At 73.5% G+C, this 26,080-nt stretch carries 23 protein-coding genes, 3 tRNA genes and 1 riboswitch; of the genes, 8 read left to right on the top strand and 18 right to left on the bottom strand.

What is annotated here, in order from left to right:
- Positions 1 to 23: 23 nt before the first annotated feature.
- The gene (locus APR03_RS10545; RefSeq protein WP_253835499.1) at positions 24 to 1,073 is read left to right on the top strand and encodes a L,D-transpeptidase family protein; all 1,050 of its coding nucleotides are present in this window, start codon (positions 24 to 26) and stop codon (positions 1,071 to 1,073) included.
- Between the two features lie 65 nt (positions 1,074 to 1,138).
- On the opposite strand, the gene APR03_RS10540 is transcribed toward APR03_RS10545, so the two are convergent.
- Together APR03_RS10540 and APR03_RS10535 are read right to left on the bottom strand one after the other, a co-directional pair.
- Positions 1,139 to 2,332: a UDP-N-acetylmuramate dehydrogenase gene (locus APR03_RS10540; RefSeq protein WP_253835497.1), complete on the bottom strand. Its 1,194-nt coding sequence runs from the start codon at positions 2,330 to 2,332 to the stop codon at positions 1,139 to 1,141.
- Positions 2,333 to 2,511: 179 nt separating this feature from the next.
- Positions 2,512 to 3,750 carry an MFS transporter gene (locus APR03_RS10535; RefSeq protein ID WP_253835495.1) on the bottom strand — a complete coding sequence of 413 codons (1,239 nt, stop codon included), beginning with the start codon at positions 3,748 to 3,750 and terminating at the stop codon, positions 2,512 to 2,514.
- Between the two features lie 90 nt (positions 3,751 to 3,840).
- Between APR03_RS10535 and APR03_RS10530 the strand changes: the two genes are divergently transcribed.
- Complete coding sequence (locus tag APR03_RS10530) at positions 3,841 to 4,974, top strand: LacI family DNA-binding transcriptional regulator (protein ID WP_253835494.1); 1,134 nt, start codon at positions 3,841 to 3,843, stop codon at positions 4,972 to 4,974.
- A 62-nt stretch (positions 4,975 to 5,036) separates the two neighbouring features.
- Here APR03_RS10530 and thiC read toward each other — a convergent pair whose 3' ends face one another.
- The gene (gene thiC, locus APR03_RS10525) at positions 5,037 to 6,770 is read right to left on the bottom strand and encodes a phosphomethylpyrimidine synthase ThiC (RefSeq protein ID WP_253835492.1); all 1,734 of its coding nucleotides are present in this window, start codon (positions 6,768 to 6,770) and stop codon (positions 5,037 to 5,039) included.
- Positions 6,765 to 6,870: riboswitch (TPP riboswitch) on the bottom strand. It overlaps the preceding gene by 6 nt.
- A gap of 141 nt (positions 6,871 to 7,011) precedes the next feature.
- Here thiC and APR03_RS10520 point away from each other — a divergent pair.
- On the top strand, positions 7,012 to 8,325 hold the full coding sequence (locus tag APR03_RS10520; RefSeq protein ID WP_253835490.1) for a C39 family peptidase: 1,314 nt from the start codon (positions 7,012 to 7,014) through the stop codon (positions 8,323 to 8,325).
- 69 nt (positions 8,326 to 8,394) lie between these two features.
- On the opposite strand, the gene APR03_RS10515 is transcribed toward APR03_RS10520, so the two are convergent.
- The 7 genes from APR03_RS10515 to APR03_RS10485 form a co-directional block, all read right to left on the bottom strand.
- Positions 8,395 to 10,635: an N-acetylmuramoyl-L-alanine amidase gene (locus APR03_RS10515; protein ID WP_253835488.1), complete on the bottom strand. Its 2,241-nt coding sequence runs from the start codon at positions 10,633 to 10,635 to the stop codon at positions 8,395 to 8,397.
- A gap of 118 nt (positions 10,636 to 10,753) precedes the next feature.
- The gene (locus tag APR03_RS10510) at positions 10,754 to 11,176 is read right to left on the bottom strand and encodes a MaoC family dehydratase (RefSeq protein WP_253835487.1); all 423 of its coding nucleotides are present in this window, start codon (positions 11,174 to 11,176) and stop codon (positions 10,754 to 10,756) included.
- Positions 11,173 to 11,658 (bottom strand): FAS1-like dehydratase domain-containing protein, encoded by a 486-nt coding sequence (locus APR03_RS10505; RefSeq protein ID WP_253835486.1) that lies wholly within the window; start codon positions 11,656 to 11,658, stop codon positions 11,173 to 11,175. Before APR03_RS10505 ends, APR03_RS10510 begins: the two co-directional genes overlap by 4 nt.
- A 24-nt stretch (positions 11,659 to 11,682) precedes the next feature.
- Positions 11,683 to 11,853, bottom strand: a complete 171-nt coding sequence (gene rpmG / locus APR03_RS10500) for a 50S ribosomal protein L33 (RefSeq protein ID WP_013837798.1) — start codon at positions 11,851 to 11,853, stop codon at positions 11,683 to 11,685.
- Between the two features lie 83 nt (positions 11,854 to 11,936).
- Positions 11,937 to 12,013, bottom strand: a tRNA-Met gene (locus APR03_RS10495).
- A 52-nt stretch (positions 12,014 to 12,065) separates the two neighbouring features.
- Positions 12,066 to 12,138: transfer RNA gene (locus APR03_RS10490), tRNA-Thr, on the bottom strand.
- 186 nt (positions 12,139 to 12,324) lie between these two features.
- Positions 12,325 to 12,406 (bottom strand) — tRNA-Tyr (locus APR03_RS10485).
- Between the two features lie 124 nt (positions 12,407 to 12,530).
- On the opposite strand from APR03_RS10485, the gene rarD reads away from it, so the two are divergent.
- On the top strand, positions 12,531 to 13,433 hold the full coding sequence (gene rarD / locus APR03_RS10480) for an EamA family transporter RarD (RefSeq protein ID WP_253835485.1): 903 nt from the start codon (positions 12,531 to 12,533) through the stop codon (positions 13,431 to 13,433).
- Between the two features lie 16 nt (positions 13,434 to 13,449).
- Here the strand turns inward: rarD and APR03_RS10475 are convergent, their stop codons facing one another.
- Complete coding sequence (locus APR03_RS10475) at positions 13,450 to 15,378, bottom strand: acyltransferase family protein (protein ID WP_253835484.1); 1,929 nt, start codon at positions 15,376 to 15,378, stop codon at positions 13,450 to 13,452.
- The gene (locus APR03_RS10470; protein ID WP_253835483.1) at positions 15,372 to 16,040 is read right to left on the bottom strand and encodes a polysaccharide deacetylase family protein; all 669 of its coding nucleotides are present in this window, start codon (positions 16,038 to 16,040) and stop codon (positions 15,372 to 15,374) included. Before APR03_RS10470 ends, APR03_RS10475 begins: the two co-directional genes overlap by 7 nt.
- A gap of 112 nt (positions 16,041 to 16,152) precedes the next feature.
- On the opposite strand from APR03_RS10470, the gene APR03_RS10465 reads away from it, so the two are divergent.
- From APR03_RS10465 to APR03_RS10455, 3 genes are all read left to right on the top strand, one after another.
- Positions 16,153 to 16,839, top strand: coding sequence for a response regulator (locus APR03_RS10465; protein WP_253835481.1), 687 nt, complete (start codon positions 16,153 to 16,155; stop codon positions 16,837 to 16,839).
- A gap of 69 nt (positions 16,840 to 16,908) precedes the next feature.
- Positions 16,909 to 18,324: an ATP-binding protein gene (locus tag APR03_RS10460; RefSeq protein WP_253835479.1), complete on the top strand. Its 1,416-nt coding sequence runs from the start codon at positions 16,909 to 16,911 to the stop codon at positions 18,322 to 18,324.
- On the top strand, positions 18,311 to 18,793 hold the full coding sequence (locus tag APR03_RS10455; protein WP_253835477.1) for a hypothetical protein: 483 nt from the start codon (positions 18,311 to 18,313) through the stop codon (positions 18,791 to 18,793). The genes APR03_RS10460 and APR03_RS10455 overlap by 14 nt, the downstream gene beginning before the upstream one ends.
- Positions 18,794 to 18,826: 33 nt before the next feature.
- Here APR03_RS10455 and APR03_RS10450 read toward each other — a convergent pair whose 3' ends face one another.
- The 3 genes from APR03_RS10450 to APR03_RS10440 form a co-directional block, all read right to left on the bottom strand.
- Positions 18,827 to 19,315: a carboxymuconolactone decarboxylase family protein gene (locus APR03_RS10450; protein ID WP_253835475.1), complete on the bottom strand. Its 489-nt coding sequence runs from the start codon at positions 19,313 to 19,315 to the stop codon at positions 18,827 to 18,829.
- A 118-nt stretch (positions 19,316 to 19,433) separates the two neighbouring features.
- Entirely contained in the window at positions 19,434 to 20,315 is an 882-nt protein-coding gene (locus APR03_RS10445; protein ID WP_253835473.1) for an HAD family hydrolase, read from the bottom strand.
- A gap of 71 nt (positions 20,316 to 20,386) precedes the next feature.
- The gene (locus APR03_RS10440) at positions 20,387 to 21,010 is read right to left on the bottom strand and encodes a TetR/AcrR family transcriptional regulator (RefSeq protein WP_253835472.1); all 624 of its coding nucleotides are present in this window, start codon (positions 21,008 to 21,010) and stop codon (positions 20,387 to 20,389) included.
- Between the two features lie 97 nt (positions 21,011 to 21,107).
- Here APR03_RS10440 and APR03_RS10435 point away from each other — a divergent pair, with 97 nt between their 5' ends.
- Entirely contained in the window at positions 21,108 to 22,646 is a 1,539-nt protein-coding gene (locus APR03_RS10435) for an MFS transporter (protein ID WP_253835470.1), read from the top strand.
- A 48-nt stretch (positions 22,647 to 22,694) separates the two neighbouring features.
- Here the strand turns inward: APR03_RS10435 and APR03_RS10430 are convergent, their stop codons facing one another.
- The 3 genes from APR03_RS10430 to APR03_RS10420 all read right to left on the bottom strand — a co-directional run bounded on the left by APR03_RS10430 (position 22,695) and on the right by APR03_RS10420 (position 25,780).
- Positions 22,695 to 23,189, bottom strand: coding sequence for a YajQ family cyclic di-GMP-binding protein (locus APR03_RS10430; protein WP_253835468.1), 495 nt, complete (start codon positions 23,187 to 23,189; stop codon positions 22,695 to 22,697).
- 127 nt (positions 23,190 to 23,316) lie between these two features.
- Positions 23,317 to 24,240 (bottom strand): zinc metalloprotease HtpX, encoded by a 924-nt coding sequence (gene htpX, locus APR03_RS10425; RefSeq protein ID WP_253835466.1) that lies wholly within the window; start codon positions 24,238 to 24,240, stop codon positions 23,317 to 23,319.
- 139 nt (positions 24,241 to 24,379) lie between these two features.
- The gene (locus tag APR03_RS10420; RefSeq protein WP_253835464.1) at positions 24,380 to 25,780 is read right to left on the bottom strand and encodes an FAD-dependent oxidoreductase; all 1,401 of its coding nucleotides are present in this window, start codon (positions 25,778 to 25,780) and stop codon (positions 24,380 to 24,382) included.
- Positions 25,781 to 26,080: the final 300 nt, after the last annotated feature.

Genomic DNA, 26,080 nt, shown 5'->3' with positions numbered 1-26,080 from the left:
GAGGAGGAGTCACGATGCGGGTAATGCACGCAAGGCCGGCCCGTGGTGCGGGCCGGGTCGTCGGTACGAGGGTGATGGGCACGCTCGGCGCGGTCGCGCTGACGGCGGGCCTGCTGTCGGCCTGCGGCCAGGAGGAGCCGCCGACCGACGCGGCGTCGAGCAGCTCGCCGGCGCCCACCGGGAGCAGCTCGCCTGCGCCGAGCACGCCGAGCGCCGAGCCGGGGACCGAGGAGCCGGGTACGGACGAGCCGGGCACGGACCAACCCGGGACCGACGAGCCGACCCCGGACGAGAGCGCGGGCGACGGTACGGACGAGGGCGGCGACGGCACCGGCCAGGAGCCGGGCGACGAGGCGAGCGAGGACCCCGGCGAGGACGAGAAGCCGGAGGACGGCGGAACGGGCCAGGACGAGGGCGACAGCACGAGCGACGACAACGGCGACGACAAGGGCGACGACGAGCCCGAGAAGCCCGACCACCTGCAGCTCGGTTCGTCGGGCGAGCGCGTGGGCGACCTGCAGCAGCGGCTGCAGGACCTCGGCTACTTCGTGACCTCGGTCGACGGCGAGTTCGGCAGCGAGACGCAGCAGGCCGTCTTCGCGCTGCAGAAGGCCGGCGGGCTGTACCGCGACGGTGTGGTGGGTGACGTGACGCTCGACGCCGCGGACCGGGGCGTGGTGCCGCGGGCGCAGACGTCGTCGGGCAAGGTGCTCGAGATCGACATCGACCGGCAGCTCGTGCTCGCCGTCGAGGACGGCCGGGTCGTGCGCGTCATCAACGCGTCGTCCGGCAACGGGGAGACGTACGAGGCGCAGGGTGCGACCTACACGGCGTACACGCCGCGCGGTTCGTTCGCGGTGTACCGCGAGGTGAACCGGATGCACTCCTCGACGCTCGAGCTCGGTGACATGTGGCGGCCGAAGTTCTTCACGGGCGGCATCGCCGTGCACGGCTCGGCGTCGGTGCCCGCGTTCCCGGCGTCGCACGGGTGCGTGCGGGTGTCGAACAGTGCGATGAACTGGATCTGGGACACCTGGGGCGCGCCCTCGGGCACCCCGGTCGTCGTCTACTGACCTCCCGACGTGTCAGACGCTCAGGTCACCCGGGTGGCCTGAGCGTCCGACACGTGCGCGGGGTGTCAGAGCGAGACGCCCACCAGGACGGTCTCCGGCACCAGGGTGACGCCGAACCGGTCGCGGACCCCGTCGCGGACCGCGCGCGCGAGGGCGACGACGTCCTCGGCCCGGGCACCGCCCCGGTTGGTCATGGCGAGCGTGTGCTTGGTCGACAGCCGCGCGGGGCTCTGCTCCCCCGCCAGGCCGAAGCCCTTGGCGAAGCCGGCGCGCTCGATGAGCCATGCCGCGCTGGTCTTGACGAACGCCGGGTCGACGGCGCCCAGGCTCGGGCCGGTCGACGTCTCGGGCGTCGAGGAGCGGACGGGGTAGCGCGGGGCGTCCTCGGGCAGGTGCTCCAGGTGCTCCACGGGGATGACCGGGTTGGTGAAGAACGACCCGGAGTTCCAGCGGTCGTGGTCGGGCTCCGCGCCGAACTCGGGATCGTCGAGCAGCATGCCCTTGCCGCCGCGCAGGCCGAGCACGGTCTCGCGGACGTCCGTCATCGGGGCCCGCTGGCCCACCTCGACCCCGAGGCGCCGGGCCAGCTCGCCGTAGCCCACGGGCGCGGACAGCGTGCCGAGCCGGAACTGGAGCTGCACGCTGAGCACCACGTACCGCGGCGACGGGTACCAGGGGGCGAGCGGGTCGCTCTCGCGCCCCTCGCTGTGCATCGAACGCTTGAGCAGCGAGGTGCGGTACCCGAAGCCCAGCTCCCCCACCGCGAACGTGCGTACCCGGCGCTCCGCCCGGTCCCAGGTGCGCACCAGCGACACCACGCCCGACAGCTCCTGGCCGTACGCGCCGATGTTCTGCACCGGGGCGGCGCCGACCGTGCCCGGGATGCCCGACAGCGACTCCACGCCGACCCAGCCCTCGTGGACGGCGCGCGCCACGAGCTCGTCCCAGTTCTGCCCGGCCGAGGCGCTCACCACGGCGCCGCCGCAGGTGTCGACCGACTCGACGGTGATCCCCGAGCGAGCGTCGCGCACGACCACGCCGTCGAAGCCCTCGTCCGCCACCAGCAGGTTCGACCCGCCGCCCACGACCAGCAGCGGCACGCCGGCGTCGTCGGCGGCGCTCACGGCGTCGATCAGGGCTGCTTCCTCCTCCGCCTCGACGAACGAGGCGGCCGGGCCACCCACTCGGAGCGTGGTGAGGTCGGCGAGGCTGGGGGCCACCGCTTGCGCCTGGACGGTGTCTGCCGGGTATGGGCTCACCGTGCAAGCCTATCTACCTGACGCGTTGGATTTGTGCACATCTTCGACATGGCGTGGGTGATGTCTGTCAGATCTGGAACCTTCCGGGGGCGGCAGACGTGTTCAATGCTCGCGCTGACGGGCCTGGCCTGCGCCGAGGCCGGCGCCCGTCCCTGCACTACCTCTTCACACCCACCGCTTCACACCCGCCGCTGCACACCCGCCGCCGACGGCAGCGGCCGCACCGAGCGGGCCACGGCCAGACCGAGCACCATCGGGACGAGGAGCACGAGCACCGCGAGGCGGTAGCCGGTGCTGTGCGCGACGAACCCGATCAGCGGCGGCCCCACGAAGAACGCCGTGTACGCGATGGTCGAGACCGCGGCCACGCGCATGGCGGCGCGCCTCGGGTCGTCGGACGCCGCGCTCATGCCCATCGGGAAGCCCATCGCGGCGCCCAGCCCCCACAGCGCGACGCCCACCAGCGCGAGCCACAGGAACGGCACCAGCGCGAACGTCAGCACGCCCACGAACGCCAGCAGCGCGGAGAGCACCAGCACCGGCACCCGTCCGAACCGGTCGATCGCCCGGGTGCCGGCCAGCCGCGCCGTCGTCATGGCGGTGAGGAAGACCGCGAGGCCGACGGCGCCCGTGCCGTCGGAGGTGCCGAACCCGTCCACGACCGCGAGGCTCACCCAGTCGTTCGCGACGCCCTCGGTGAGCGCGGACGCGAGCACCACGAGACCGATCGCCAGGGTCCGCGGCTCCCGCCAGGCCGCGAGCAGGCCCGCGACGCCGGACGGCGGTGGCGTCACCGCGGCCGGGTCGGCGCCGTCCGTGCCCACGGCCGCACCGTCGGGCACCGCTGCCGCGACCACCGTCGGCGAGAAGTAGCGGATGGCGACCAGGACGGAGCCGAGCGCGAGGACCCCCGCTGCGACGACGTGCCAGAGCACGGGGACGCCGAGCGTGGCCACGAGGGCCCCGATGCCCGCACCGAGCACCGTGCCGAACGAGAACCCGGCGTGGAAGACGGGCATCACGGCGCGGCCGAGCCGCTGCTCGACCGCCGCGCCCTCGAGGTTCATCGCCGCGTCCCACACCCCGGCCCCGACGCCGAACAGGACGAGGCCGAGCCGCACGGCGAGGTGCTCCCCCAGCGCGACGCCGAACCCGGCGACGGTCAGACCGACCACGAGCACACCGGCGAAGGAGAGCACGGTCCGCGCCGTGCCGATCCGCTCGGCGACCAGCCCCGACAACGGGATCGCGGCGACCGACCCGATGGACCCGGTGAGCAGCAGCAGGCCCATGTCCTGCTCCGAGAACGAGAGGCCGTCGCGTACCGCCGGGAGGCGGGAGGCCCAGCTCGCGAACGCGAAGCCGCTGGCGGCGAAGACGACGAAGACGGCACGGGCGGCGGCGTGTGCAGTAGGCACGGAACTCCTTGGTGCGATTGAATCTCCCGACCGTAAGCCACAACCTGGGATGGTCCCAGCAGATTCCGTGAGGCGAGAGAAGGAACCACGATGACCCGCCAGAACGTACGACCGACCCTCGCGCGGGTCGCCGAGCTGGCAGGCGTGTCCGTCTCCACCGCATCGCTCGCCTTCTCCGGCGCCGGCCCCATCACGCCGGAGACGCGGGAGAAGGTGCTGGCCGCGGCGCGCGAGCTGGACTACTCCGGGCCGAACCCGCTGGGCCGCCAGCTCCGGTCGGGCCGCTCCGGGATCGTCGGCGTCGTGATCGGCGACCAGCTCGGCCGGTCGTTCCGGGACCCGGTGTCGACGCAGGTGCTGCACGGCCTGGTGTCCGCCATCGGTGAGCAGGGGCTCGGCGTGCTGCTCATCCCGGGCATGCCGCAGGGCTCGACCGCGCAGTCGGTGGGGCTCGCGGCCGGTGCGGGCCTGCCCGCCGCCGTCGACCCGCTGGTCGAGGCCGCGGCCATGGACGTGGCCGTGCTCGTGTGGGGCACGCTGCCCGACGACCCGAACCTCGCGGCGCTGCAGCGCCGCGGCGTGCCCGTCGTGATCGGCGAGGGTCAGGACGTGCCCGGCGTGCCCGTGGTCGGCGTCGAGGACCGCCACGGGGCGGCCGAGGCGGTGCGCCACCTGGTCGAGCTCGGGCACACCCGCATCGCCGAGATCACGCTGCCGTTCGGCCGCGACGAGCGGTCCGGGCTGGTCGACGCCGACCGTCTCGCCGCCGTCGAGCGCACCCCGACCCGCAACCGGCTGGCGGGCGTGCGCGACGTCGTGGAGCCGGTCATGTCGTGGGAGACGCCCGCCTCGCTGGTGGAGCACGGCCGCGACGCCGCGACCGAGATCCTGTCCGAGTGGGCGCCGGCGCGCGACCGCCCCACGGCGATCGTCGCGCACTCCGACCTGCTGGCCGCCGGCGCCGTGATCGCCGCCCGGGAGCTCGGCCTGCGCGTGCCCGAGGACGTGTCGGTGGCCGGGTTCGACGGGCTCGACCTGCCGTGGCTCTCCCCCGACGTGCTCACCAGCGTGCACCAGCCGCTGGTCGAGAAGGGCCGGGCGCTGGGCCTGGCGGTGGTCGCCCTGCTCGCGGGCGAGGAGCCGGAGTCGGTGACCCTCCCGGTGAGCCTGGTCGAGGGCACGACGACGGGCCCGGTCCCGGACCTCACCGACCCCGCCCGCTGAGTGCGGGATCTTCGCCCTCCTGGCACACGAAAGAGGGCGAAGATCCCGCACTCAGCGAGGGGTTACGGGCGGGAGGTCGGGGTCGGGAGGTAGACCTCGCCGCCCGACGCCCGGAACTCCTGCGACTTCGTCGCCATGCCCGCCAGCGCCGCCTGGGCCTGCGCGCCCCCGAACTCGTCGCGGATGTCCTGCGAGATGCGCATGGAGCAGAACTTGGGGCCGCACATCGAGCAGAAGTGCGCCGTCTTGGCGGCCTCGGCCGGGAGCGTCTCGTCGTGGTACGACTCGGCGAGCTCGGGGTCGAGCGAGAGGTTGAACTGGTCGCGCCAGCGGAACTCGAAGCGGGCCTTGGACAGGGCGTCGTCGCGGTCGCGGGCGCCGGGGTGCCCCTTGGCGACGTCGGCGGCGTGCGCGGCGATCTTGTAGGTCACCACGCCGGTGCGCACGTCGTCGCGGTCCGGCAGGCCGAGGTGCTCCTTGGGCGTGACGTAGCAGAGCATCGCGGTGCCGTAGCGGGCGATCTCGGTGGCGCCGATGGCCGAGGTGATGTGGTCGTAGCCGGGGGCGACGTCCGTGACGAGCGGCCCGAGCGTGTAGAACGGGGCGCCGTCGCAGAGCTCCTGCTGCCGCTCGACGTTCTCGCGCACCAGGTGGAACGGCACGTGGCCGGGGCCCTCGACCATGACCTGCACGTCGTGGCGCCACGCCCGGCGGGTGAGCTCGGCGAGGGTGTCGAGCTCGGCGAACTGGGCGGCGTCGTTGGCGTCGGCGAGGGAGCCGGGGCGCAGGCCGTCGCCCAGGGAGAAGGCGACGTCGTAGGCCGCGAAGATCTCGCAGAGCTCGTCGAAGTGCGTGTAGAGGAAGTTCTCCTGGTGGTGCGCGAGGCACCAGCCGGCCATGATCGAGCCGCCGCGGCTCACGATGCCGGTCACCCGGTCCGCGGTGAGGGGCACGTAGCGCAGCAGCACCCCGGCGTGCACGGTCATGTAGTCCACGCCCTGCTCGCACTGCTCGATCACGGTGTCGCGGTAGACCTCCCAGGTCAGCGCGCTCGCGTCACCGTTGACCTTCTCCAGCGCCTGGTAGATCGGCACGGTGCCGATCGGCACGGGCGAGTTGCGCAGCAGCCACTCGCGGGTGGTGTGGATGTCGTCGCCCGTGGACAGGTCCATGACGGTGTCGGCGCCCCACTTCGTGGCCCACTCGAGCTTCTCCACCTCCTCGGCGATGGAGCTGTGCACGGCGGAGTTGCCGATGTTCGCGTTGACCTTCACGAGGAACGCCTTGCCGATGATCATCGGCTCGGACTCGGGGTGGTTCACGTTGTTGGGGATGATCGCGCGCCCGGCGGCGACCTCGCTGCGGACCAGCTCGACGTCGCAGCCCTCGCGCACCGCGACGAACCGCATCTCGGGGGTGATCACGCCCTGGCGCGCGTAGTGCATCTGGGTGACGGTGCGGCCGGGCCGGGCGCGCCGCGGGCGGCGTCGTTCGCCCTGCCACTCCTGGGTCGCAGCGCCACGGCGCAGGGCGCCGCGCCCGTCGTCGGCGAGGTCACGACGGCGGCCGTCGTACTCCTCGGTGTCGCCCCGTGCCACGACCCAGGGCTCGCGCGCCGGGGCGAGGCCACGGACCGGGTCGGAGCCCGGTCCCTGTGTGCGGTAGACCCGGACCGGGTCGTTGGGCGTGCCGTCGGGCGACGGCGCCAGGCTGATCTCGGTGACCGGCACCCGCAGGCCGGTGTCGTGCGTGTCGGACTTGTACGCGAGCGTGCGGGACGGGGTGTGCTCCATCATCAGACTCCTGCTTCCTACGCCGGTGTTAACCGGACAGGTTCAACGGTCCCGGGCCGTCCAGCCCGATCTCAGCCCCTGCGCGGGGCACCCGTGGGATCGCCGACGACGGTAGCACCGCCGACCGGCGTACGTCTCGGCCCGTTTCAGGTGGGGGCACAACACTTCTGCCGGGGCCGTCCCTCTGGTAAAGAAGGTCAACGGCTGGTTCACACCGACGTGGGCCGGGGACACGGAGGCAGGCATGTCGACAAGGGGAAGGCTGCGGACCACGGTGTTCGCGCTGATGACGACGGGGGCGCTCGTGATACAGGCAGGGGTTGCGGCGGGTGCCGCACCGGCGTCGGACAACCGGATCACGCTCACCGCGTGGGACGGGGTGCGGGAGCTGCGCGCGGGCACGACCACCAACCTCCGGCCGGGTGCGCACGGCGGCCTGGTGCTGCGCGGCGGCGGCGAGGTCGTCGAGTACACCGACCCGTTCGGCGACGGGTCCCCGGTGCGCTACGAGACGGGCCGGTGGACGTCGCCCGTGGTCGAGGCCGGGTACGCGATCGACGAGTCCGTGACCTCCTGGAACGCCGACACGCCCACGGGCACGTGGGTCGAGGTCGAGTTCCGCGGCCGGAAGGCCGACGGCGTCTGGACGAAGTGGTTCGTGATGGGCCGCTGGGCGTCGGGCGACGACTACACGCCCGAGCGGGGCGTTGGCGACATCCACCGCACCTCGGTGAACGGGCAGACCGACGAGGACGCGTACCTGTTCACCGACACGTACGTCGCGAAGTCCGGGCACGAGCCGGACGCGTTCCAGACGCGGGTCACGCTGTACCGCCCGGAAGACGGCCGGAAGTCCCCGCGCCTCGACGCGGTGCGCACCATGACCAACGAGTACCTGCCGGACACGCACTACCCGGGCACGAGCGACTTCACGCTACGCCGGGAGACCGTGCTCGACGTACCGCAGCTCAGCCAGAACATCCACCGCGGCGAGTACCCCGAGTTCGGGGGCGGCGGCCAGGTGTGGTGCTCGCCGACGTCGTCCACCATGGTGATCTACTCCTACGGGCGCGAGGTGCCGCCTGCCGAGCTGGAGGGCATCGAGGCCCCGAACGGCGACCCGCAGGTCGACTACGCGGCCATGAACACGTGGGACCACACGTACGAGGGCGCGGGCAACTGGCCGTTCAACGCGGCCTACGCGAGCCGGTTCGGGCTGGAGACGTTCGTGACGCGGCTACGCTCCCTCGCGGAGGCGGAGAGGTTCGTGGCGGCCGGCATCCCGCTGGTCTTCTCCATCAACTTCGAGGAGGAGGAGATGCCGGAGGCCGGGTACGGGACCAACGGCCACCTGGTGGTGCTGCGCGGGTTCACGGCTGACGGCGACCCGGTCATCAACGACCCGAACAAGCCGAGCAACGAGGCGGTGCGGGTCGTCTACACGCGGGAGAACTTCGAGCGGGTGTGGCAGACGTCGACCGACGGGCTGACGTACGTCTTCCACCCGAAGAACGTCGCACTCCCCCGCCACCTCCCCGGGGTCACCCCGAACTGGTGACCGCTGAGTGCGGGATCTTCGCCCTTCCGGCCCACGAAGAAGGGCGAAGATCCCGCACTCAACGGGTGGTCAGCGGACTCGGAGCGGGGGCGAGACGTGGGTGGCCGGGGTGTGGGCCGGGGCCGACACCGTGACCTCGACCTGGAGGTCGGCACCGCGGTCGCGGCCCGTCACCAGGTAGCGGCGGCCGGTCGCGTGGCGCACCGGCTCGCCGTCGCGCAGCCAGCGGTAGGTCACGTCGACGTCGCCCGGCAGGTAGGTGCCAGGATGCGCCGTCAGGACGCGGCCCGGCCGGGCCTCACCGGTGACCGACGGACCCGTCACGTCCGCCACGACCGGGTCGTGCAGCTCGACGTCGGCCGCCCGGACGTACACGTACCGGTGCGCGAGCCAGAGCTGGTAGTAGACGTCCTCGCCACGGACCACCGTGCGGTCGCCCGGGCCCGACCCGTCGAACGTGGCGGCCCGGTAGTAGTCGGAGGGGACGTGGTCGTCCGCCACGGCGTAGGCCTGGCCCGCACCGACCGTGTACTCGATGGGCGTGACCTCCTGCACCGGCACGTCCGGGTGGGCCGCATAGGCGGCGGTCTCCGGGTACGCGCGGCCGTAGACCGGGGCGGGGCCGTCGCCCGCCACGGTGACGGTCTTCGCCGTGGCCGGCACCACGACCGGGCGCCCGGCCGGGTTGTGCAGCCAGGCCAGCGAACCGGCCCACCACACGCCCAGCCAGTCACCCTCGACCTGGTCGACGACGAGCTTGTGCCCCGACTGCACGCGTGCGCTCACGTCGCTCGCGTACGTGGTGCCGGCGGAGCCGTCCGGCTTCCAGCCCGGGTCCTTGGCCAGCGGCGCGTCGGCGGACGGCTCCTGGTAGAGGTACCGGAAGTTGGTGCCCGCGCCCTCGACGCAGTCGCCCGAGCCCGGCGAGGCCTCCTCGCAGCCCGTCACCACGTTCGGGTTGTCGGCGTAGCCCGTGCGCACCTCGACGACGTCACCCGGCGCGACGTCCGTCGTCGCCTCCAGCCCGCCGCCGATGGGCGCGCCCAGCAGCTCGAAGTAGTGGTCCCAGTCCCAGTACGGGCCCGGGTCCCAGTGCACGTTCTTCGTGTAGCCGGGCAGGATGCCCGGGACCTGGTCGTGGCCGATGACGTGCGCCCGGTCGAGCGGGATGTCGTGCTTCGCCGCGAGGTACCGCACCAGCGCCGCCGACGACCGGTACATCGCCTCGGTGAACCAGGTGCCCGTGCCCGCCCAGCCCTCGTGCTCCAGGCCGATCGAGTGCATGTTGAGGTACCAGTTGCCGGCGTGCCAGCCGACGTCGGCCGGGTCCAGGTGGTTCGCCACGTGCCCGTCGGCCGACCGCAGCGTGTAGTTCCAGGCCAGGTAGGTCGGGTCCTGCACCAGGTTCACGCTGGGCTGGTAGGCCGTCTCGGTGTCGTGGATCAGGATGTAGTCGAGGCTCGGGCCGCCCTCGCCCGTGCGGTCGGCCTGGTCGTGGTTGCCGTAGTCGCCGGTGCCGTCCGGGAGGTCCGGCGAGCCCTTCTGGTACGGGGCGGGCAGCCACTCGCACCCGAGCTCGGCCGGGCAGTCGGCCGCCGGGTCGCTCGTCCTACCATCCTGCGGCACGACGACGTCGTGGTTGCCCGCCAGGATCACCGCGCCGTCGGCGGGCGTGGTGGCACCCGCGCCGTCACGCAGCGTCCGGTAGACGCCGGCCGCGAAACCCTCGATGTCGCTCATGCGGGAGACGGCGTCCTTCCAGGCGGTGAGGTCCGCGGTGCCGGCAGCGGCGCCGTCGCGCACCGCCTGGTCCTGGTAGGCCGCGAGCAGGGCCGCGCCACCGCACACGTTCGCCTGCGCGTCGGTGGTGAGGGCGTGCTCGCTCAGGCCGGTCAGGGCCGCCGCGCGAGCCAGCTCGGAGGTGCCCTCGCGGGCCGGGCCGTCCTTGTCGGTCACCGCGGACAGCGGCAGGCCGTGGCCGTGCGCGTGCCCCGGCTCGGCGCCACCCGCGAGGTTGAACACCCCGTAGCCACCGTCGGCACTGGCCTGGCCGGCGTGCTGGTCCCAGCGGGACTCCAGGTAGGAGACGGCCTTGAGCAGGTCCGCCGGAACCCCGGTGGCCTCGGCCGCCGCGGCGAACGACTCGTCGAGCGACCCGGCGGCCAGCACCGGGGCACAGGCGACGGTCTCGTCACCGGCGGCCGCCCCGGACGACGCGGCCGGGGGCGCGGCCGCGGCCGACAGGGGGATGAGCGGAAGGAGCACCCCGGCCATCGTGGCCAGGGCTGTGACACGTCGTCGTGACGTCACGAAAAGATCCTCTCGTCGTGCCGGGCGAAAAACCGGACGAGAGCATCACACCCGATCAGGCACGCCGTGAGAAGACCCCGGGGTGAATTGCTCCGGACGCGTCAGGTCGGCGCGGACGTCAGAGCCGCACCTGGGCCTGGGCGCGGCCCAGCACCTTGGCGCCGTCCACCGTGACGGCGAGGTCCACGCGGGCGGTGCCCGCCTCGGCGTCGACGGCACCGATCGTGGCCGTCACGTCGATGGTCGCGACCCCCGGGTTCGGCACCTCGACGGGCTTGGTGAACCGCGTCTGGTAGTCGACGACGGCGCCCGGGTCGCCCGCCCACTCGGTGACCAGGCCGACGACGGTGCCCATGGTGAGCATCCCGTGCGCGATGACGCCCGGCAGGCCCGCCTCCTGGGCGAACCGGTCGTTCCAGTGGATCGGGTTGAGGTCGCCGCTGGCGCCGGCGTAGCGAACCAGGGCGGCGCGGTCGAAGGTGACGGTGCGCTGGCCGATCACGTCGCCGACGGACAGGGCCGCGAGGTCGGGGCGGGTCATGCGTCCTCACCTCGGATCGCGAGCGTGGACGTGACGGTGGCGACGTGCTCGCCGGGGGTCTCCGCCTCGGGCGACGGCACCTCGACGTGCTGCGGCATCGCGTAGATCTCGCAGCGCGTGGTCACCATGCTGATGGCCCCGCGGGAGACGATGCGGTCCACGTGCAGCACCGTCGTGAGCTCGTCGCCGGCGACGATCGGGCGGTGGTGCGTGAAGCGCTCGTCCGCGTGGACCACGCGGGAGAAGTCGATCGCGGCCTCGGGGTCGCGGACGTACTGCGCCTCGGTGCGCTGCGCGACGACGACGGCGAACGTCGGCGGTGCGACAAGGTCCGGATAGCCCAGACCCCGCGCCGCCACGAGATCGTGGTGCGCGGGGTGGGTGGCACCGACGGCGACGGCGAACTCGCGGATCTTCTCGCGGCCTACGGAGTAGGGGGCGTCGGCCGGGTAGACCCGGCCCTCGAAGTCAGCGTTCGCCACGTCGGTGTGAGCTCGCTACGAGACTCAGCGGGTCTCGCGGTGCGACGTGTGCTTGCCGCAGCGCGGGCAGAACTTCGCCAGCTCGAGACGGTCGGGGTCGTTGCGGCGGTTCTTCTTGGTGATGTAGTTCCGCTCCTTGCAGTCCACGCATGCCAGCGTGATCTTCGGGCGGACGTCCGCGCTCTTGCTTGCCATGGCTCTCACCTCCGCGCCTCGAGAGGGAGGCGCCATGTGTCTTCTCGTCGTCCGGCACGGAACGCCGGACGGGTGTACTTGCTTGGTAGCGAGGGCGGGGCTCGAACCCGCGACCTCACGATTATGAGTCGTGCGCTCTGACCAGCTGAGCTACCCCGCCGCGCGTGACTCAACGCGAGGCCGCCCGAAGGACGACCCCGCGTCGATCACAGAGCCCCGAAAGGGAATCGAACCCTTGACCTTCTCCTTACCATGGAGATGCTCTGCCGACTGAGCTATCGGGGCGCGAGGAAGACTCTACATGCCCTCCGGCCTGGCGTGAAATCGAATCGGGTGTGAGGTGCGCCGCGCGCCCTCCGGACCCGGTCCCGGGCCCTTTCGGAGGCCCCGGCACGGCCCGCTCGCGGGCCCGACGGGCCGACGACGAAGGGCCCGTCCGGTGCTGCCGGACGGGCCCTTCGGTGCTTCACGTGGCTGGTGAGGGATTCGAACCCCCGAAGGCTGAGCCGTCTGATTTACAGTCAGATCCCTTTGGCCGCTCGGGCAACCAGCCGTGAACGGTGCCAACCATATCCCCCCGACGGCGCCTGCGAGAAATCGAAAAGCACCCCCGCCAGGTGACGAGCCCCACAGCGCCCGCGGGGCCCGCGGGAGCGCGCGCGACCTATCGTGACGCAGTGACACAACAACAGGATCGCTGGGGCCTCCCCCTGGGCGTCGGCGCCTACGTGCTCTGGGGCGCCATGCCCCTGTTCTTCCCCCTGCTGGAGCCGGCGGGCCCGCTGGAGATCGTGGCGCACCGCATCGTGTGGAGCCTCGTCTTCTGCCTGATCGCCCTCGTCGCGCTGCGTCAGCTCGGCGACTTCGTGACCGCGCTGCGCACCCCCCGGATCCTGGGCACGTTCTGCGTCGCCGCCGCCCTCATCATCGTGAACTGGGTGGTGTACGTGTACGCCGTCCTGTCCGACCGCGTGCTCGACGCCGCCCTCGGCTACTTCATCAACCCCATCGTGACGGTGCTGCTCGGCGTGCTCGTGCTGCGCGAGCGGCTGAGCCCCGTGCAGTGGCTGGCCATCGGGTTCGGTGGCGCCGCCGTCGTCGTGCTGTCCACCGGGCTGGGCGGGCTGCCGTGGATCTCGCTGTGCCTCGCGCTGTCGTTCGGCCTCTACGGGCTCGTGAAGAACCGCGTGGGCCGCACGGTCACCGCACTGCCCGGTCTCGCGGTCGAGACGGCGGTCGCCACGCCCGTCGCCGTCGCCTACCTGGCGTTCCTGGGCAGCGCGGGCACGTTCACGGGGCACGGCACCGGGCACGTGCTGCTGCTCATGTCGGCGGGCGTCGTCACCGCGCTGCCCCTCCTCCTGTTCGGCGCCGCCGCGCGGCGGCTGCCCCTGTCCGTCGTGGGGATGCTGCAGTACCTGGCGCCCGCCCTGCAGTTCGTCGTGGGGCTGGTGGTCTTCCACGAGCACATGCCGCCGGCCCGGTGGGCCGGGTTCGTGCTCGTGTGGGTCGCGCTCGTGCTGCTCACGGTGGACGGCGTGCGGCGGGCCCGCAGGGCGCCGCGCCCCGGCCTGGCCTGAGCACGGCGCCCCCGGGTCAGCAGCCCGTGAACCGGGCGTCGGCGGCCCAGCCGGCGTCGGTCCACTCCGCCGGGTCTGCGGGCGTGAACCCGGGGTACCGCCGGGCCAGCTCGTCCACGAGCCAGGCGGCGAACCGGGCCGCACCCTGCGGGCAGGTGTGGATGCCGTCGCTGCTGCGGTCCGGCAGCCCGTCCCGCACGCGCCGGTACGTGTCGCCCCAGACCGGGGCGCTGTCGAGGTACAAGGCGCGGCCGGCCGAGGCGGCGGCCACCTCGCGGGCGACGCGCTCGGCACGGTCGAGCTCGCCCAGGTGCGGCGCGTAGAAGTCGTCGGGCCGGATCGGCGGGGACGGGACGAGCACGAGGTCGGCCCCGGCACCCGACGCCGTGCGCACCAGACGCTCGTAGCCCGCTCGCTGCTCCTGCTCCGTACCCCAGTCGTAGGTCGTGAGCTGGTAGACGATCACGTCCGGCCCTGCCGCGGCGACGGCCCCCGGCAGGTCGGCCCACGTCGCCTCGGCCAGCGGCCCGACGACGCCCCCGCCGCCGTCCGCCGCCCGCGACTCCAGGGTCACGCCCGCGGCCGCCAGGGCGGCGTCGAGCGGCAGCGCCTCGCCCGCCGCGACGGAGTCGCCCAGGAGCAGCACGTCCGACAGCGGGGAGGGACCGGCCGCGGACGGCGGCGCGTCCGACCCCAGCGCACCCGCGTCGACGTCCGCCGCCGGGGGCCGGGGTGCCGCCACCCAGAACAGGGCCACGGCCAGCGTCACCGCGACCGTCGCGAGGAGGCCGGACCGGCCCCGTGCCCAGCGCGCGCGGTACCGCACCGGGTTCTCGACGAGGTACGTGGACAGGGCCGCGAGCGCCACCGAGACCGTGACCAGGACGGCGGTGCGGGGCCAGCCGGACAGGCCGAGCCGGTCCTCGGTCAGCAGCAGGTAGACGGGCCAGTGCCACAGGTAGAGGCTGTAGGACACCAGGCCCAGTGCGCGCAGCGGCCGCGCGGCGAGCCCGCGGACGACGAGGCCGCCGGGGGCGCGGACGCCGTGCACGGCCACCGCCGCGACGAGCAGCGCCGCGCCCAGGGAGTGGGCGAACAGGCCGCCCTGGAACAGCCACGGGGTCGACTCGCCGTCGGCGGCCCACCAGAGTGCCGCGAGGGCGGCGGCGAGCCCGGTCAGGACCCCGCCCGCCTGCCGGGCGGGGAGCCGGTCCAGCGCCCGGTCCATGGCCTGCCGGACCGGGGCCGTGGCGACGAGCGCGCCGAGCACGAGGGAGAACGCGCGGGTGTCGGTGCCGGTGTAGACGCGGGTGGTGTCGGCGGGGTCGGTGAGCAGCACCATGAGGGCGAGCGAGACGAGGGACACGAGCCCCGCGACCCCGGCGACCCAGGCCTCGGCCGAGGGGGTCCCGGCGCGGTGCGCCCGCCGCACGAGGAGGAGCACGACCAGCGGCCAGACGAGGTAGAACTGCTCCTCGACGGCGATGCTCCACAGGTGCCCGAACGGCCGCTCGGCGCCGTGACCGGCCCAGTAGCCTGCGTTCTCGCCGAGCAGGTGCCAGTTGACCAGGTTGGCCTGGGCCCAGGGTCCGTCCGACAGCGCCGACCGCCACAGGTCGTCGTCGCCGGAGGCCGCGGCGAGCAGCGTTCCACCGACGAGCAGGACGGCGAGCGCGGGCAGCAGGCGGCGGACCCGCCGGCCCCAGAACGCGGTGAGCGACACGGTGCCGGTGCCCCGGGCCTCGCGGAGCAGCAGGTCGGTGATCAGGTAGCCGGACAGGGCGAAGAACAGGTCGACGCCGAGGAACCCGCCGCCGAGGTGCCCGGCGTGGAACAGCAGCACCCCGAGGATCGCCAGGCCACGCAGGCCGTCGAGCGCGGGCAGCCGGGTGGTTTCCCGGGTGGTTTCCCGGGTGGTTTCCCGGGCGGTGTCCACGGTCAGCATCCCGGGACCACGTCGAAGGTGTAGCCCCGCGCCGCGAGACGCGGCAGGGCCTCGCGGAGGGCGTCGACCGTCTGCGTGCGGTCGCCGCCGCCGTCGTGCAGCAGGACGACGGCGCCGGAGGGTGCGTCGAGCAGCCGGGCGGCGACGGCCCGGGCGCCCGGCCGGGACCAGTCGGCGGGGTCGACGGTCCAGAGCACCTGCTGCTCCCCGCGCGCGTCGAGCTGCGCGGCCAGGACGTCGTCGGTGGCGCCGTACGGCGGCCGGACGCAGGGGCTCTCGGAGCCGAGCCGGCGCAGCAGCGCGGCCGTGGGGTCGAGCTGTTGCGCACGGTCGTCGTCGTCCAGGCCGGTGAGGTCGGCGTGCCCCCACGTGTGGTTGGCCAGGGCGTGCCCCTCGGCCACGATCCGGCGGCCGAGGTCGGTGTGCCGGGCCAGGTTCTGGCCGAGTGCGAAGAAGACGGCCTTGGCGTCGTGCTCGCGCAGCAGGTCCAGGATCTCGACGGTCTCGTCCCCGGGGCCGTCGTCGAACGTCAGGTACAGGACCTTGCGCTCGGCGGCCGCCGCGGCAGGGCCGAGGGCGCCGTCCGCCGCGCAGCCCGCCGCGCCGAGGGAGACGGCCAGGAGCAGGGTGGCGGCGGTCAGGAGTCGTCGTGTGCGGTTCATGCGCCCCACGCTCGGGCGCGCACGTCCCGGACCGGTCGCCGGGATGTCGCAACCGTGTCGCAACGCCGCGGGGAGCGGTGGACGGCGTGGGCGGCTCCTCGATACTGGAGCCATGTCGCGCATCCTGCTGATCGAGGACGACCATGCCGTCCGGGTCGGCCTGGGCACGGCGCTCGGCAGGTACGGGCACGACGTCGCGGCCGCCGCCAGCGGCGAGGAGGGTCTCCGGCTGCACCGGGAGCACGCGGCGGAGCTCGTGCTGCTCGACCTGATGCTGCCGGGCATGGACGGCTTCGAGGTCTGCCGCCGGATCCGCGGCGCCGGGACGGTTCCCATCGTGATGCTCACCGCGCGCGGTGACGACGTCGACGTCGTGAGCGGGCTGGAGGCGGGCGCGGACGACTACGTGGTCAAGCCGGTGGAGCCGCGCGTCGTGGACGCGCGCATCCGGGCCGTGCTGCGGCGCGCGGCACCCGCGGCGTCCGCGGCCGCGGGGCGGACGACGGCGTGGGGCGACCTGGTGCTCGACCGCGCCGCCATGACGGTGACCCGCGCGGGTCGCCCCGTGGCGATGACGCCCACGGAGCTGCGGCTGCTGCTGGAGCTCTCGGCCTCGCCGGGCCAGGTGCTGAGCCGGCAGCAGCTGCTGGAGTCGGTGTGGGAGCACAGCTACCTCGGCGACTCGCGCCTGGTGGACAACGGCGTGCAACGGCTGCGCGCGAAGATCGAGCCCGACCCGGCGCGCCCGGTGCTCATCCAGACCGTGCGGGGCTTCGGCTACCGGTTCGGGCCGGTGTAGGGCGGCGTGCGCGGGACGAGGACGGGCCGGCGCCCCGGACGTCGGTGGCCGGGGAGCCTGCGGGCGCGGATGGTCCTGGCGTTCGTGGCGGTGGCGATGGTGACCGCCACGGCGGCGTCGGCCGCCGGGTACGCCGCCGCGCGGGCGTCGCTGGTCGAGGAGACCCAGCGGCGCGCCGTCGAGACCGTCCGCGACCAGGTCACGCGCCTCGCACCGGAGACCGCCTACCCGCCCGACCAGCAGGCGCTGGACCGGCTGCGCACCTCGCTCGGCCCGGACGCGATGGTCACCTTCGAGGGCCTGACGTCGGCGTCCGGGAGCACGCTCGGCCTGATCACGGACGACCTGCGCGCCCGGGTGGCGCGCGACGACGGGTTCGCCGTGCAGCGGGTCGCGGACGACGCGGGGCCCCGGCTCGTGCTGGGCACACCCGTGCTGCTCACGGACGTGGACGGCAGCCGCCGGGACTCCGGCGTCGACGTCTACGTGGTGCACGACCTGGCCGGTACCGAGGCCCAGCTCGACCGGTGGACGCGCGTGGTGGTGCTGACCATCGCCGGGGCCCTGCCGCTGGCGGTCGCCCTCGCGCTCGTGGTGTCCCGCAGCGTGCTGCGCCCGGTCCAGCGGCTCGCGCACAGCGCCACGGAGCTCGCGGAGGGCAACCTCGGCGTGCGGCTGACGCCGTCGGGGCGCGACGAGCTCGCGGACCTGGTGGCCACGTTCAACGACACGGCGGCCGCCCTGGAACGGTCGGTCGGCGAGCTGCGCCGGCGCGAGGCGGAGGCCCGCCGGTTCGTCGCGGACGTGTCCCACGAGCTGCGCACGCCGATCATGGCCCTGACCTCGATCATAGAGGTGCTCCGGGCCGACGCCGCCGGGCGGTCGGACCAGGACCTGGAGCTCGCGACCATGGCCGTGGACCGTACCCGGCGGCTGGCGCGACTGGCCGAGGACCTGCTGGAGCTGTCCCGCCTCGACGCGGGCGTCGGGGACCTCCGGCCGGAGCACGTCGACGTCGTGCACGTCGTGACCGGCACCGTCCGCACCCGGGGCTGGGCGGACGTCGCCGTGGCGGCGGCGGGCCCGGTGCCCGCGCGGGTCGACGTGCGGCGTGTCGACCTGGTGGTCGCCAACCTGGTGGGCAACGCGCTGCGCCACGGCGCCCCGCCCGTGGTGGTGGAGGTGCGGGCCGAACCTGACCACGTGGTCGTCGGGGTGACCGACCACGGGCCGGGCCTGCCCGCGGGGACCGACCCGGAGCTGCTCTTCGGGCGCTTCGCCAAGGGCGACCCGTCCCGTACGTCGTCCGACGGGAGCGGCCTCGGTCTGGCCATCGCGCGCGTGAACGCCCGGCTGCACGGCGGCGACGTGACCGCGCACGACGACCCCGGCGGGGGCGCGCGCTTCGAGCTCCGCCTGCCCCGGCGGCCCGAGGTCTCGGCCGACAGGGAGGACGACAGGGAGGACGACGATGCACCCGCGTAGGAGAGCCCTGACCCTCGCCGTGGTCGTCGCCGCCCTGGCCGGCTGCGGCGTCGGCACCGGCGGCGTCGAGGACGGCGGCGACCCGCCCACCGGCCTCGCGCCCGGACCCACCCTCTACCTCGTCGACGACGCCGGCCGGCTCCGGCCCGACCAGCGCGACACGGGCCGACTGGGCACGGTGCTCGGCGCGGTGCAGCTGCTCCTCGCCGACGCCGACCCCGCCGACCCGGCCCTGCACAACGAGGTGCCGGAGACCGCCACGCGCGCGGTCGTCGAGGACACCGGCGACGACGTCACGATCTACCTGCCGCTGCGCGGCGCCGACCTCAGCGCCGTCGCCGTCGATCAGGTCATCTGCACCGCGGCGGGAGTCGTCGCGGCGTCCGGCCGGGACGCCGGCGCGGTCACGATCACGGTGCACCCGACGCACGGCGGCCCGGTCACGCGAGCGTGTCCGGTGCTCGGCTGAGACCGGACGGGACCGGGCGCCGGGCGTCCGCGCTCACCAGGTGCCGGGCACCTGGCGGGTCGCCACGTTGAGGCGGTTGTAGAGGTTGGTCGTCCCGATGTACAGCACCAGCGCCGCGAGCGCCTGCTCGTCGTAGTGCCGCGCGGCGCGCTCCCAGACGGCGTCGGGCACGCCGTCGGCGCTGTCGGCGAGGCGGGTCATGGACTCGGCGAGCTCGATGGCGGCGCACTCGGCGTCGGACAGGTAGGGCGACTCGCGCCACGCCGGCACGGACGCGAGCCGGTCCTCCGACTCGCCCGCCTTGCGGGCCTGCCGCAGGCCGAACTCGATGCACCAGCCGCAGCCGTTGATCTGGCTGACCCGCAGGTGCACCAGCTCGAGCGTCGCCTCGGGGACACCCTGCCCCTGGACCAGGGCGCCCAGCCCCATCAGGGCCTGCAGGGCGCCCGGCACGAGCGTCGCCGGGTTCTTCATGCGCGGCGTCAGCGTCCGCAGGTGCGGGGTGGTGGTCTCCGTCGTCATCGTGGTCCTCTCTGCACGGCCGGCGGTCCGGCCCGTCCCGGCGGCGCCCTGCGCGCCGTCCGCCCTCCGACGAGGTGGCGGGCCGGGACGTGACGGCGGGGCGGAGAGGATCCGGGGCTCAGCGCACCGCGGCGAGCGCGGTGGCGAGGTGCTCGGCGACGCCGTCCTCGTCGTGGTGGCCGACGACGGCGTCGGCGCACGCGAGCACCTCCGCGTGCGCGTTGGCGACCGCGATGCCGCGGCCCGCCCAGGTCAGCATCGGCAGGTCGTTGGGCATGTCGCCGAAGGCCCAGACGTCCGCGGCGTCGACGCCGAGCCGGGCGCACCACCGGGCCAGCGCGGCAGCCTTGTCCACACCGGGCGGCATGAGCTCGGCCAGGCCGACGGCGCCCGAGTACGCCAGGTGCGCGTGCTCCCCGACCGCACCCCGCACCGCGGTGAAGAACGACTCCTGCGCCAGCCGGATCTCCTCCGGCGGGTCGACGAAGACGCCCGGCGGCGGCACGTGCGCGGGGTCGAGCGCCAGGATCTTGGAGACGGGTCCGCGCACCGCGGCCGTGCCGAGCGTGTCCTCGACGGGGACGGCCCACAGCTCGGGGTCCAGCGCGGGCTCACGCTTCGGGTAGTGGGGGTCGAACGCGACGCCGTCGGGGCGCTCGACCGCCAGCGCGGCGTGCGGCAGCGCGGCCCGGATGCCGCTGACGACGGCGCGCACCGCGTCGTCGCCGAACCCGCAGGTGTCGAGGGTCTCGCCCGAGGCGAGGTCGAGCACGCACGCCCCGCCGATGCAGATGACCCGGCCGTGGCCGCCGACGGTGTCGGCGAGGTGGGTGAGCCAGCGGGGCGGGCGGGCGGTCACGAAGACCACCTCGACGCCGGCCGCGTCGAGGTCGGCGAGCACCTGGCGGGTGCGGTCGGAGACCTTGCCGTCGCTGCGCAGGAGGGTGCCGTCCAGGTCGGTGGCGACCACCCGCGGCAGGCGGGCTGGGCTGACGTCCATGCTGACCCCCTGTCCGGTTCGCCCCTACGCTACCGCGAGCGAGCGGGCTCCCCCGCACCCGGTCCGCCGGCTCAGGTGGTGGGGCGCACGCCCGCCGCGGGCAGGACGACGTGGTCGATGGCCCAGAGCAGGAACTCCGGCTCCACCGGCTTGCCCAGCATGAGCACGCGGTAGGCCATCAGCGCCGGGGCGACCAGGGAGAGCTTCTCGACGTCGGCGTCCGGCGGGATCTCGCCGCGGTCGATCGCGCGCCGGAGGAAGATCCGGTTGACCGCCGCCCGTGGCTCCACGACCGCCTCGTGGGCGGCCGCGGCGAGCTCGGGGCTGCGGGCGATCATCGACACGATGCCCGCCATGACCTTGAGCTTGCGCTCGCTCTCGCGGAGGTTGGGCGCCTTGATCATGGCGACGAGGTCGCCGCGCAGGGTGCCCGTGTCCGGCAGCGTGGCGTGGTCCAGGTCGCGGCTCTTCAGCCAGCCGACGGCGTCGAGGACGAGCTCCGACTTGGACGACCACCGGCGGTAGAGCGTGGCCTTCCCGGCTCGGGCCCGCGTGGCGACCATGTCGATGGTCATCCCCTCGTAGCCGGTCTCCGCCAGGACGTCGAGCGCCGCGTCCAGGATCTCGGGGTCCCGGGTGTGGTCCCGCTTCCGGCCCGGCCGGGGCTTCGCCTCTGCCTGCTCGACACGCATCATCGCCGTCGGCCTCCTCTCCGCATCCCACGACCCTACCCGGACCAATTACTGAACCCACCGTATCCGGAACTGGTCAGTTCCGTATATGCTCCGACGCATGGACCGGACACCAGCCCCCGCGACGGACCGCCGTCGCTGGATCACGCTCGTCGTGGTCGCGCTCGCCCAGCTCATGGTCGTGCTCGACGCCACCGTGGTGAACATCGCGCTCCCCTCCGCCCAGGCCGACCTCGGTTTCACGGACGGCCGTCGGCAGTGGGTCATCACGGCGTACTCGCTCGCCTTCGCGAGCCTCCTCCTGCTCGGCGGTCGGCTCTCCGACCTTCTGGGCCGCAAGCGCACCTTCGTCATCGGGCTCGTCGGCTTCGCCGGCGCCTCGGCGCTGGGCGGCGCGGCACCGTCGTTCGAGCTGCTCGTCGCCGCGCGCGCCCTGCAGGGCGTGTTCGGCGCACTTCTCGCGCCCACCGCGCTCGCCGTGCTGACCACCACGTTCACCGTGCCGCGCGAGCGCGCCCGCGCCTTCGGCGTGTTCGGCGCGATCGCCGGGGCGGGCGGCGCCGTCGGGCTGCTCCTCGGGGGCGTGCTCACCGAGACGCTCGACTGGCGCTGGAACCTCTACATCAACGTGCTGATCGCCGCTGTGGCCCTGGTGGGCGCCCTGGCGTTCATCCCGCGCCTGGCGCGCAGCGGTCCGCGGCCGAGGCTGGACGTCCCGGGCACCCTGCTCGTCTCGGCCGCGCTGTTCAGCCTCGTGCTCGGCTTCTCGAACGCGGAGACCGGCGGCTGGGACGCACCCCTGACCTGGGCCCCGCTCGCGGCGTCGGGCGTGCTGCTGACCGCGTTCGCCGGGTGGCAGAGGCGTGCCGCCCACCCGCTGCTGCCGCTGTCCGTGGTGCTCGACCGCAACCGCGGAGCGGCCTACCTGTCGGTGCTCATCGCCGGGGCCGGCCTGTTCGGCATCTTCCTCTTCGTGACGTACTACCTGCAGCTCACGCTCGGGTTCTCGCCCATCCGGACGGGCCTGGCCTTCCTGCCCATGATCGGGATGCTCGTGCTCGCCGCGCAGCTCGGCACCAACCTGCTCGTCCCCCGGTTCGGCCCCAAGGTGCTCGTACCGATCGGGATGACGCTGGGCGCCGCCGGGATGGTCGACCTCACCTTCCTGGACGCCTCGAGCAGCTACGCCACGGGCGTGCTGCCGGGCCTGATGATGATCGGCTTCGCGATGGGCACGATCATGCCCGCGTCGATGCAGACGGCGACCCTCGGCGTGGACCGGGAGTTCGCGGGGGTGGCGTCGGCGACGGTGAACACGAGCCAGCAGGTGGGCGGCTCCATCGGCACCGCGCTGCTCAACACCCTGGCCGCGACGGCCACCGTCGACTACCTGGTGGCGCACGCCCCGGCCTCGGCGGCCGTCGCCGAGCAGGCGGCGCTGACCGGCTACTCGACCGCGGACTGGTGGAGCGCGGGGTTCTTCGCGGCGGGAGCCGTGCTCTCCGCACTGCTCTTCCGGCGCCGGGGCCAGGGGCTGTCGCTCACCGACCGGGCACCGGTCACGGGCGACGCGGCCGCACGGCCCACCGATCCGGTAGGTGCTGGGCCGGTGAGCACCGAGCCGGTGGGCGTCGGGTGAGCCCGGGGCGGGGCGCCGGGACCCGGCGCCCCGCCCGCGTCCGGAGCGTCAGCGGTAGTTGACGAACTGGAGGGCGAAGTCCAAGTCCGAGCCCTTGAGCAGCGCCTGGACCTCCTGGAGCTGGTCGCGGGACTTGCTGGTCACGCGGACCTCGTCGCCCGTGATCTGGGTCTTCACGCCCTTCGGGCCCTCGTCGCGGATGATCTTGGTGACCTTCTTCGCGGACTCGCCCGCGAGGCCCTCCTTGAGCGTCGCCACGAGGCGGTACTCCTTGCCGGACGCCTTCGGCTCCCGGTCGCCGAGCTCCAGCGCCTTGAGCGAGATGCCCCGCTTGACCAGCTTGGTCTCGAAGACGTCGAGCGCCGCGAGCACGCGCTCCGACGAGTTGGCGACGATCACGATGCTCTCGCCGCTCCAGGAGATCGACGCGCCGACGTTCTTGAAGTCGTACCGCTGCGAGATCTCCTTCGCGGCCTGGTTCAGCGCGTTGTCGACCTCCTGGCGGTCGACCTTGCTGACGATGTCGAACGACGAGTCGGCCATGTGTGGTGCTCCTTCTGCGTGACACCCGGACGCCCCTGCACGTCCGGTCGGGATCTGCTCACCGTATCCGGCCCCGGAGGCCGGGACGACCGCTTCGCGGGTGACGTCGGGACGGCGTCGGAACGGGTCAGAGCATGCCGGGCGGGGTGCCCCACGGCGGCGCGTCAGGGCCCGAGCCGAGGCCGTAACCGCCCGACGGGCCGCCGGCCATCGCCTCGAGCCGGCGGATCCGGTCCGGCATCGGCGGGTGGGTGGCGAACAGACGGCCGATCCCGGCCCCGCGGAACGGGTTGGCGATCATGAGGTGCGAGACGTTCGTGAGGTCGCGGTCCTGCGGCAGCGGGGCGCGCTGGGTGCCCTGCTCCAGCTTGCGCAGCGCCGAGGCCAGGGCCAGCGGGTCGCCGGTCAGCCGGGCGCCGTCCTCGTCGGCGTCGTACTCGCGGGTGCGCGAGATCGCCATCTGGATCAGCATCGCCGCGACCGGGGCGAGGAACGCCATGGCCAGCGCGGCGAGCGGGTTGCCGCCCTCGCGGCGGTCGCCGCCGCCGAAGAACAGGAGGAACTGCGCCAGGGCCGTGATCACGCCGGCCAGCGCGGAGGCGACCGAGGACGTGAGGATGTCGCGGTTGTAGACGTGCATCAGCTCGTGGCCCAGCACCCCGCGCAGCTCGCGCTCGTCGAGCAGCTGCAGAATGCCCTCGGTGCAGCAGACGGCGGCGTTCTGCGGGTTGCGGCCCGTGGCGAACGCGTTCGGCGCCTTGGTGGGCGAGATGTAGAGCCGAGGCATCGGCTGGCGCGCCGCGGTGGACAGCTCGCGCACGATGCGGTGCATCTCCGGCGCCTGGAGCTCCGTGACGGGGTAGGCGTGCATCGCGCGGATCGCCAGCTTGTCGGAGTTCCAGTAGCCGTAGGCCGTGGTCACCAGACCGATGAGCACAAAGATCCACAACATGCCGCTGCTCCGGCCGAACAGAGCCCAGAGCCCGAGGATCACGGCCCACATCCCGCCGAACAGGGCGGCGGTCTTCAGCCCGTTGTAGTGCTTGTGCATCGCACTCCTTTCCACCCCCAGAACGCGCCAGCCAGGTCCGGGGTTCCCCGGCGGTGCCGAAGTAGAACTGTGGCGAGATAGAACTGGGGCGGGACGAACCAGGTGGTTCGTCCCGCCCCAGTTCTATCTCGCCACAGTTCTACTTCGGCGAGCGGCTGATCGTCACCATCTCGTCGCGCGGGACGACCTTGATCCGCTCGCGGCCGGCGGCCTCGCCCAGCGCGCGCTCGTGCGCGTCCAGGAGCTCCCAGCCGGACCACTCGATGTAGTCCACGCCCTTGCCGGCGAGGAACTCGGTGACCGCCTGCGGGTCGCCCTGCGGCGCGGTGCGGCCGCCGTCGAGGTCTCCCGGGGCCTCGCCGTCCGCCACGCCGGTGACGTCCTCGACGAGGTGCCGGATGGTCTCCGACGCGTCCGACTTGGTGTGGCCGATGAGGCCCACCGGGCCACGCTTGATCCAGCCGGTGGCGTACACGCCGGGCACCTGGTTGCCGTCGATGTCGACGACGCGGCCCTCGCGGTTGGTGATGACGCCCTTGACGTCGTCGTACGGGATCTCCGGCAGCGCGGAGCCGAAGTACCCGACGGCGCGGTAGACCGCCTGCACGGGCCAGTCGTGGAACTCGCCGGTGCCCTTGACGGTGCCGTCGCCCTGCAGCGCGGTGCGCTCGGTGCGGAACCCGACGACCTTGCCGTCCTCGCCCAGCACCTCGGCGGGCGCGTGCAGGAAGTGCAGGTGCAGCCGCCGCGACGCGGTGTTCTGGGCCGGGTCCTTGAGCGTCCAGTCGACCAGGGTCTTGACGACCTGCTTGGTCTGGTTGGACGAGTTGATCGCAGCCTCGGAGCCCTCGTCGAACTCGAAGTCCTCCGGGTACACGACGATGTCGACGTCCGGCACGTGGCCCAGCTCGCGCAGCTCCAGCGGCGAGAACTTGACCTGCGCCGGGCCGCGGCGCGCGAACACGTGCACGTCGGTGACCGGGGAGGACTTGAGGATCTCGTGCACGTTGGCCGGGATCTCGGTCGGCAGCAGGTCGTCCGCGTGCTTGGCCAGGATGCGGGCCACGTCGAGCGCGACGTTGCCGGCGCCGATCACGGCCACCTGCTGGGCCTCCAGCGGCCAGGTGCGCGGCACGTCCGGGTGGCCGTCGTACCAGGACACGAAGTCGGCGGCGCCGTAGGAGCCGTCGAGGTCGATGCCGGGGATGTCGAGGTCGGCGTCCTTGATGGAGCCGGTGGAGAAGATGACGGCGTCGTAGAACTGGCGCAGGTCCTCGAGCTTCACGTCCACGCCGTAGTCCACGTTGGCCAGCAGGCGGATGTCCCCGCGGCTGAGCACCTTGTGGAGCGCGACGATGATCTGCTTGATGCGCGGGTGGTCCGGGGCCACGCCGTACCGCACCAGGCCGAACGGCGCCGGGAGGCGCTCGAACAGGTCGATGCTGACGTCGAGGTCGGTCTTGGACAGGATGTCGCTCGCGTAGATGCCGGCGGGGCCGGCGCCGACGACGGCGACGCGCAGGGGTCGGGTGGTGCTCACGAAGGGGCGCCTTCCGGTCGAGAGGTCAGGAGGAAGCGAAGGCCGCCGTCGATTCTACCGACCGGTAAGGATCGCCTCACCGCGCTCTCGCGACGTGGACGTGCGGGGGTTGTGGAGAACCGCCCGCCGAAAGCCCCCGGAGATGCAGGAGTGCCCTCCCCCGCCGTCGGGGAAGGGCACTCGCACGCCGCGGTGCGCGGCGCGGGTCTCAGATGCCCGAGGCCAGCTGCGAGTCCGCGTCCTGCAGCGTCGTGGCAGCCTGCTCCAGGAACGACGCCATGCCCTCGATACCCTCGATGG

This window comes from Promicromonospora thailandica, from assembly GCF_024171955.1.
In the GTDB taxonomy this organism is placed as follows: Bacteria; Actinomycetota; Actinomycetes; order Actinomycetales; family Cellulomonadaceae; genus Promicromonospora; species Promicromonospora thailandica.
The sequence above is the reverse complement of the archived record's forward strand: the minus strand, read 5'-3'. Positions and strand labels throughout refer to the sequence as shown.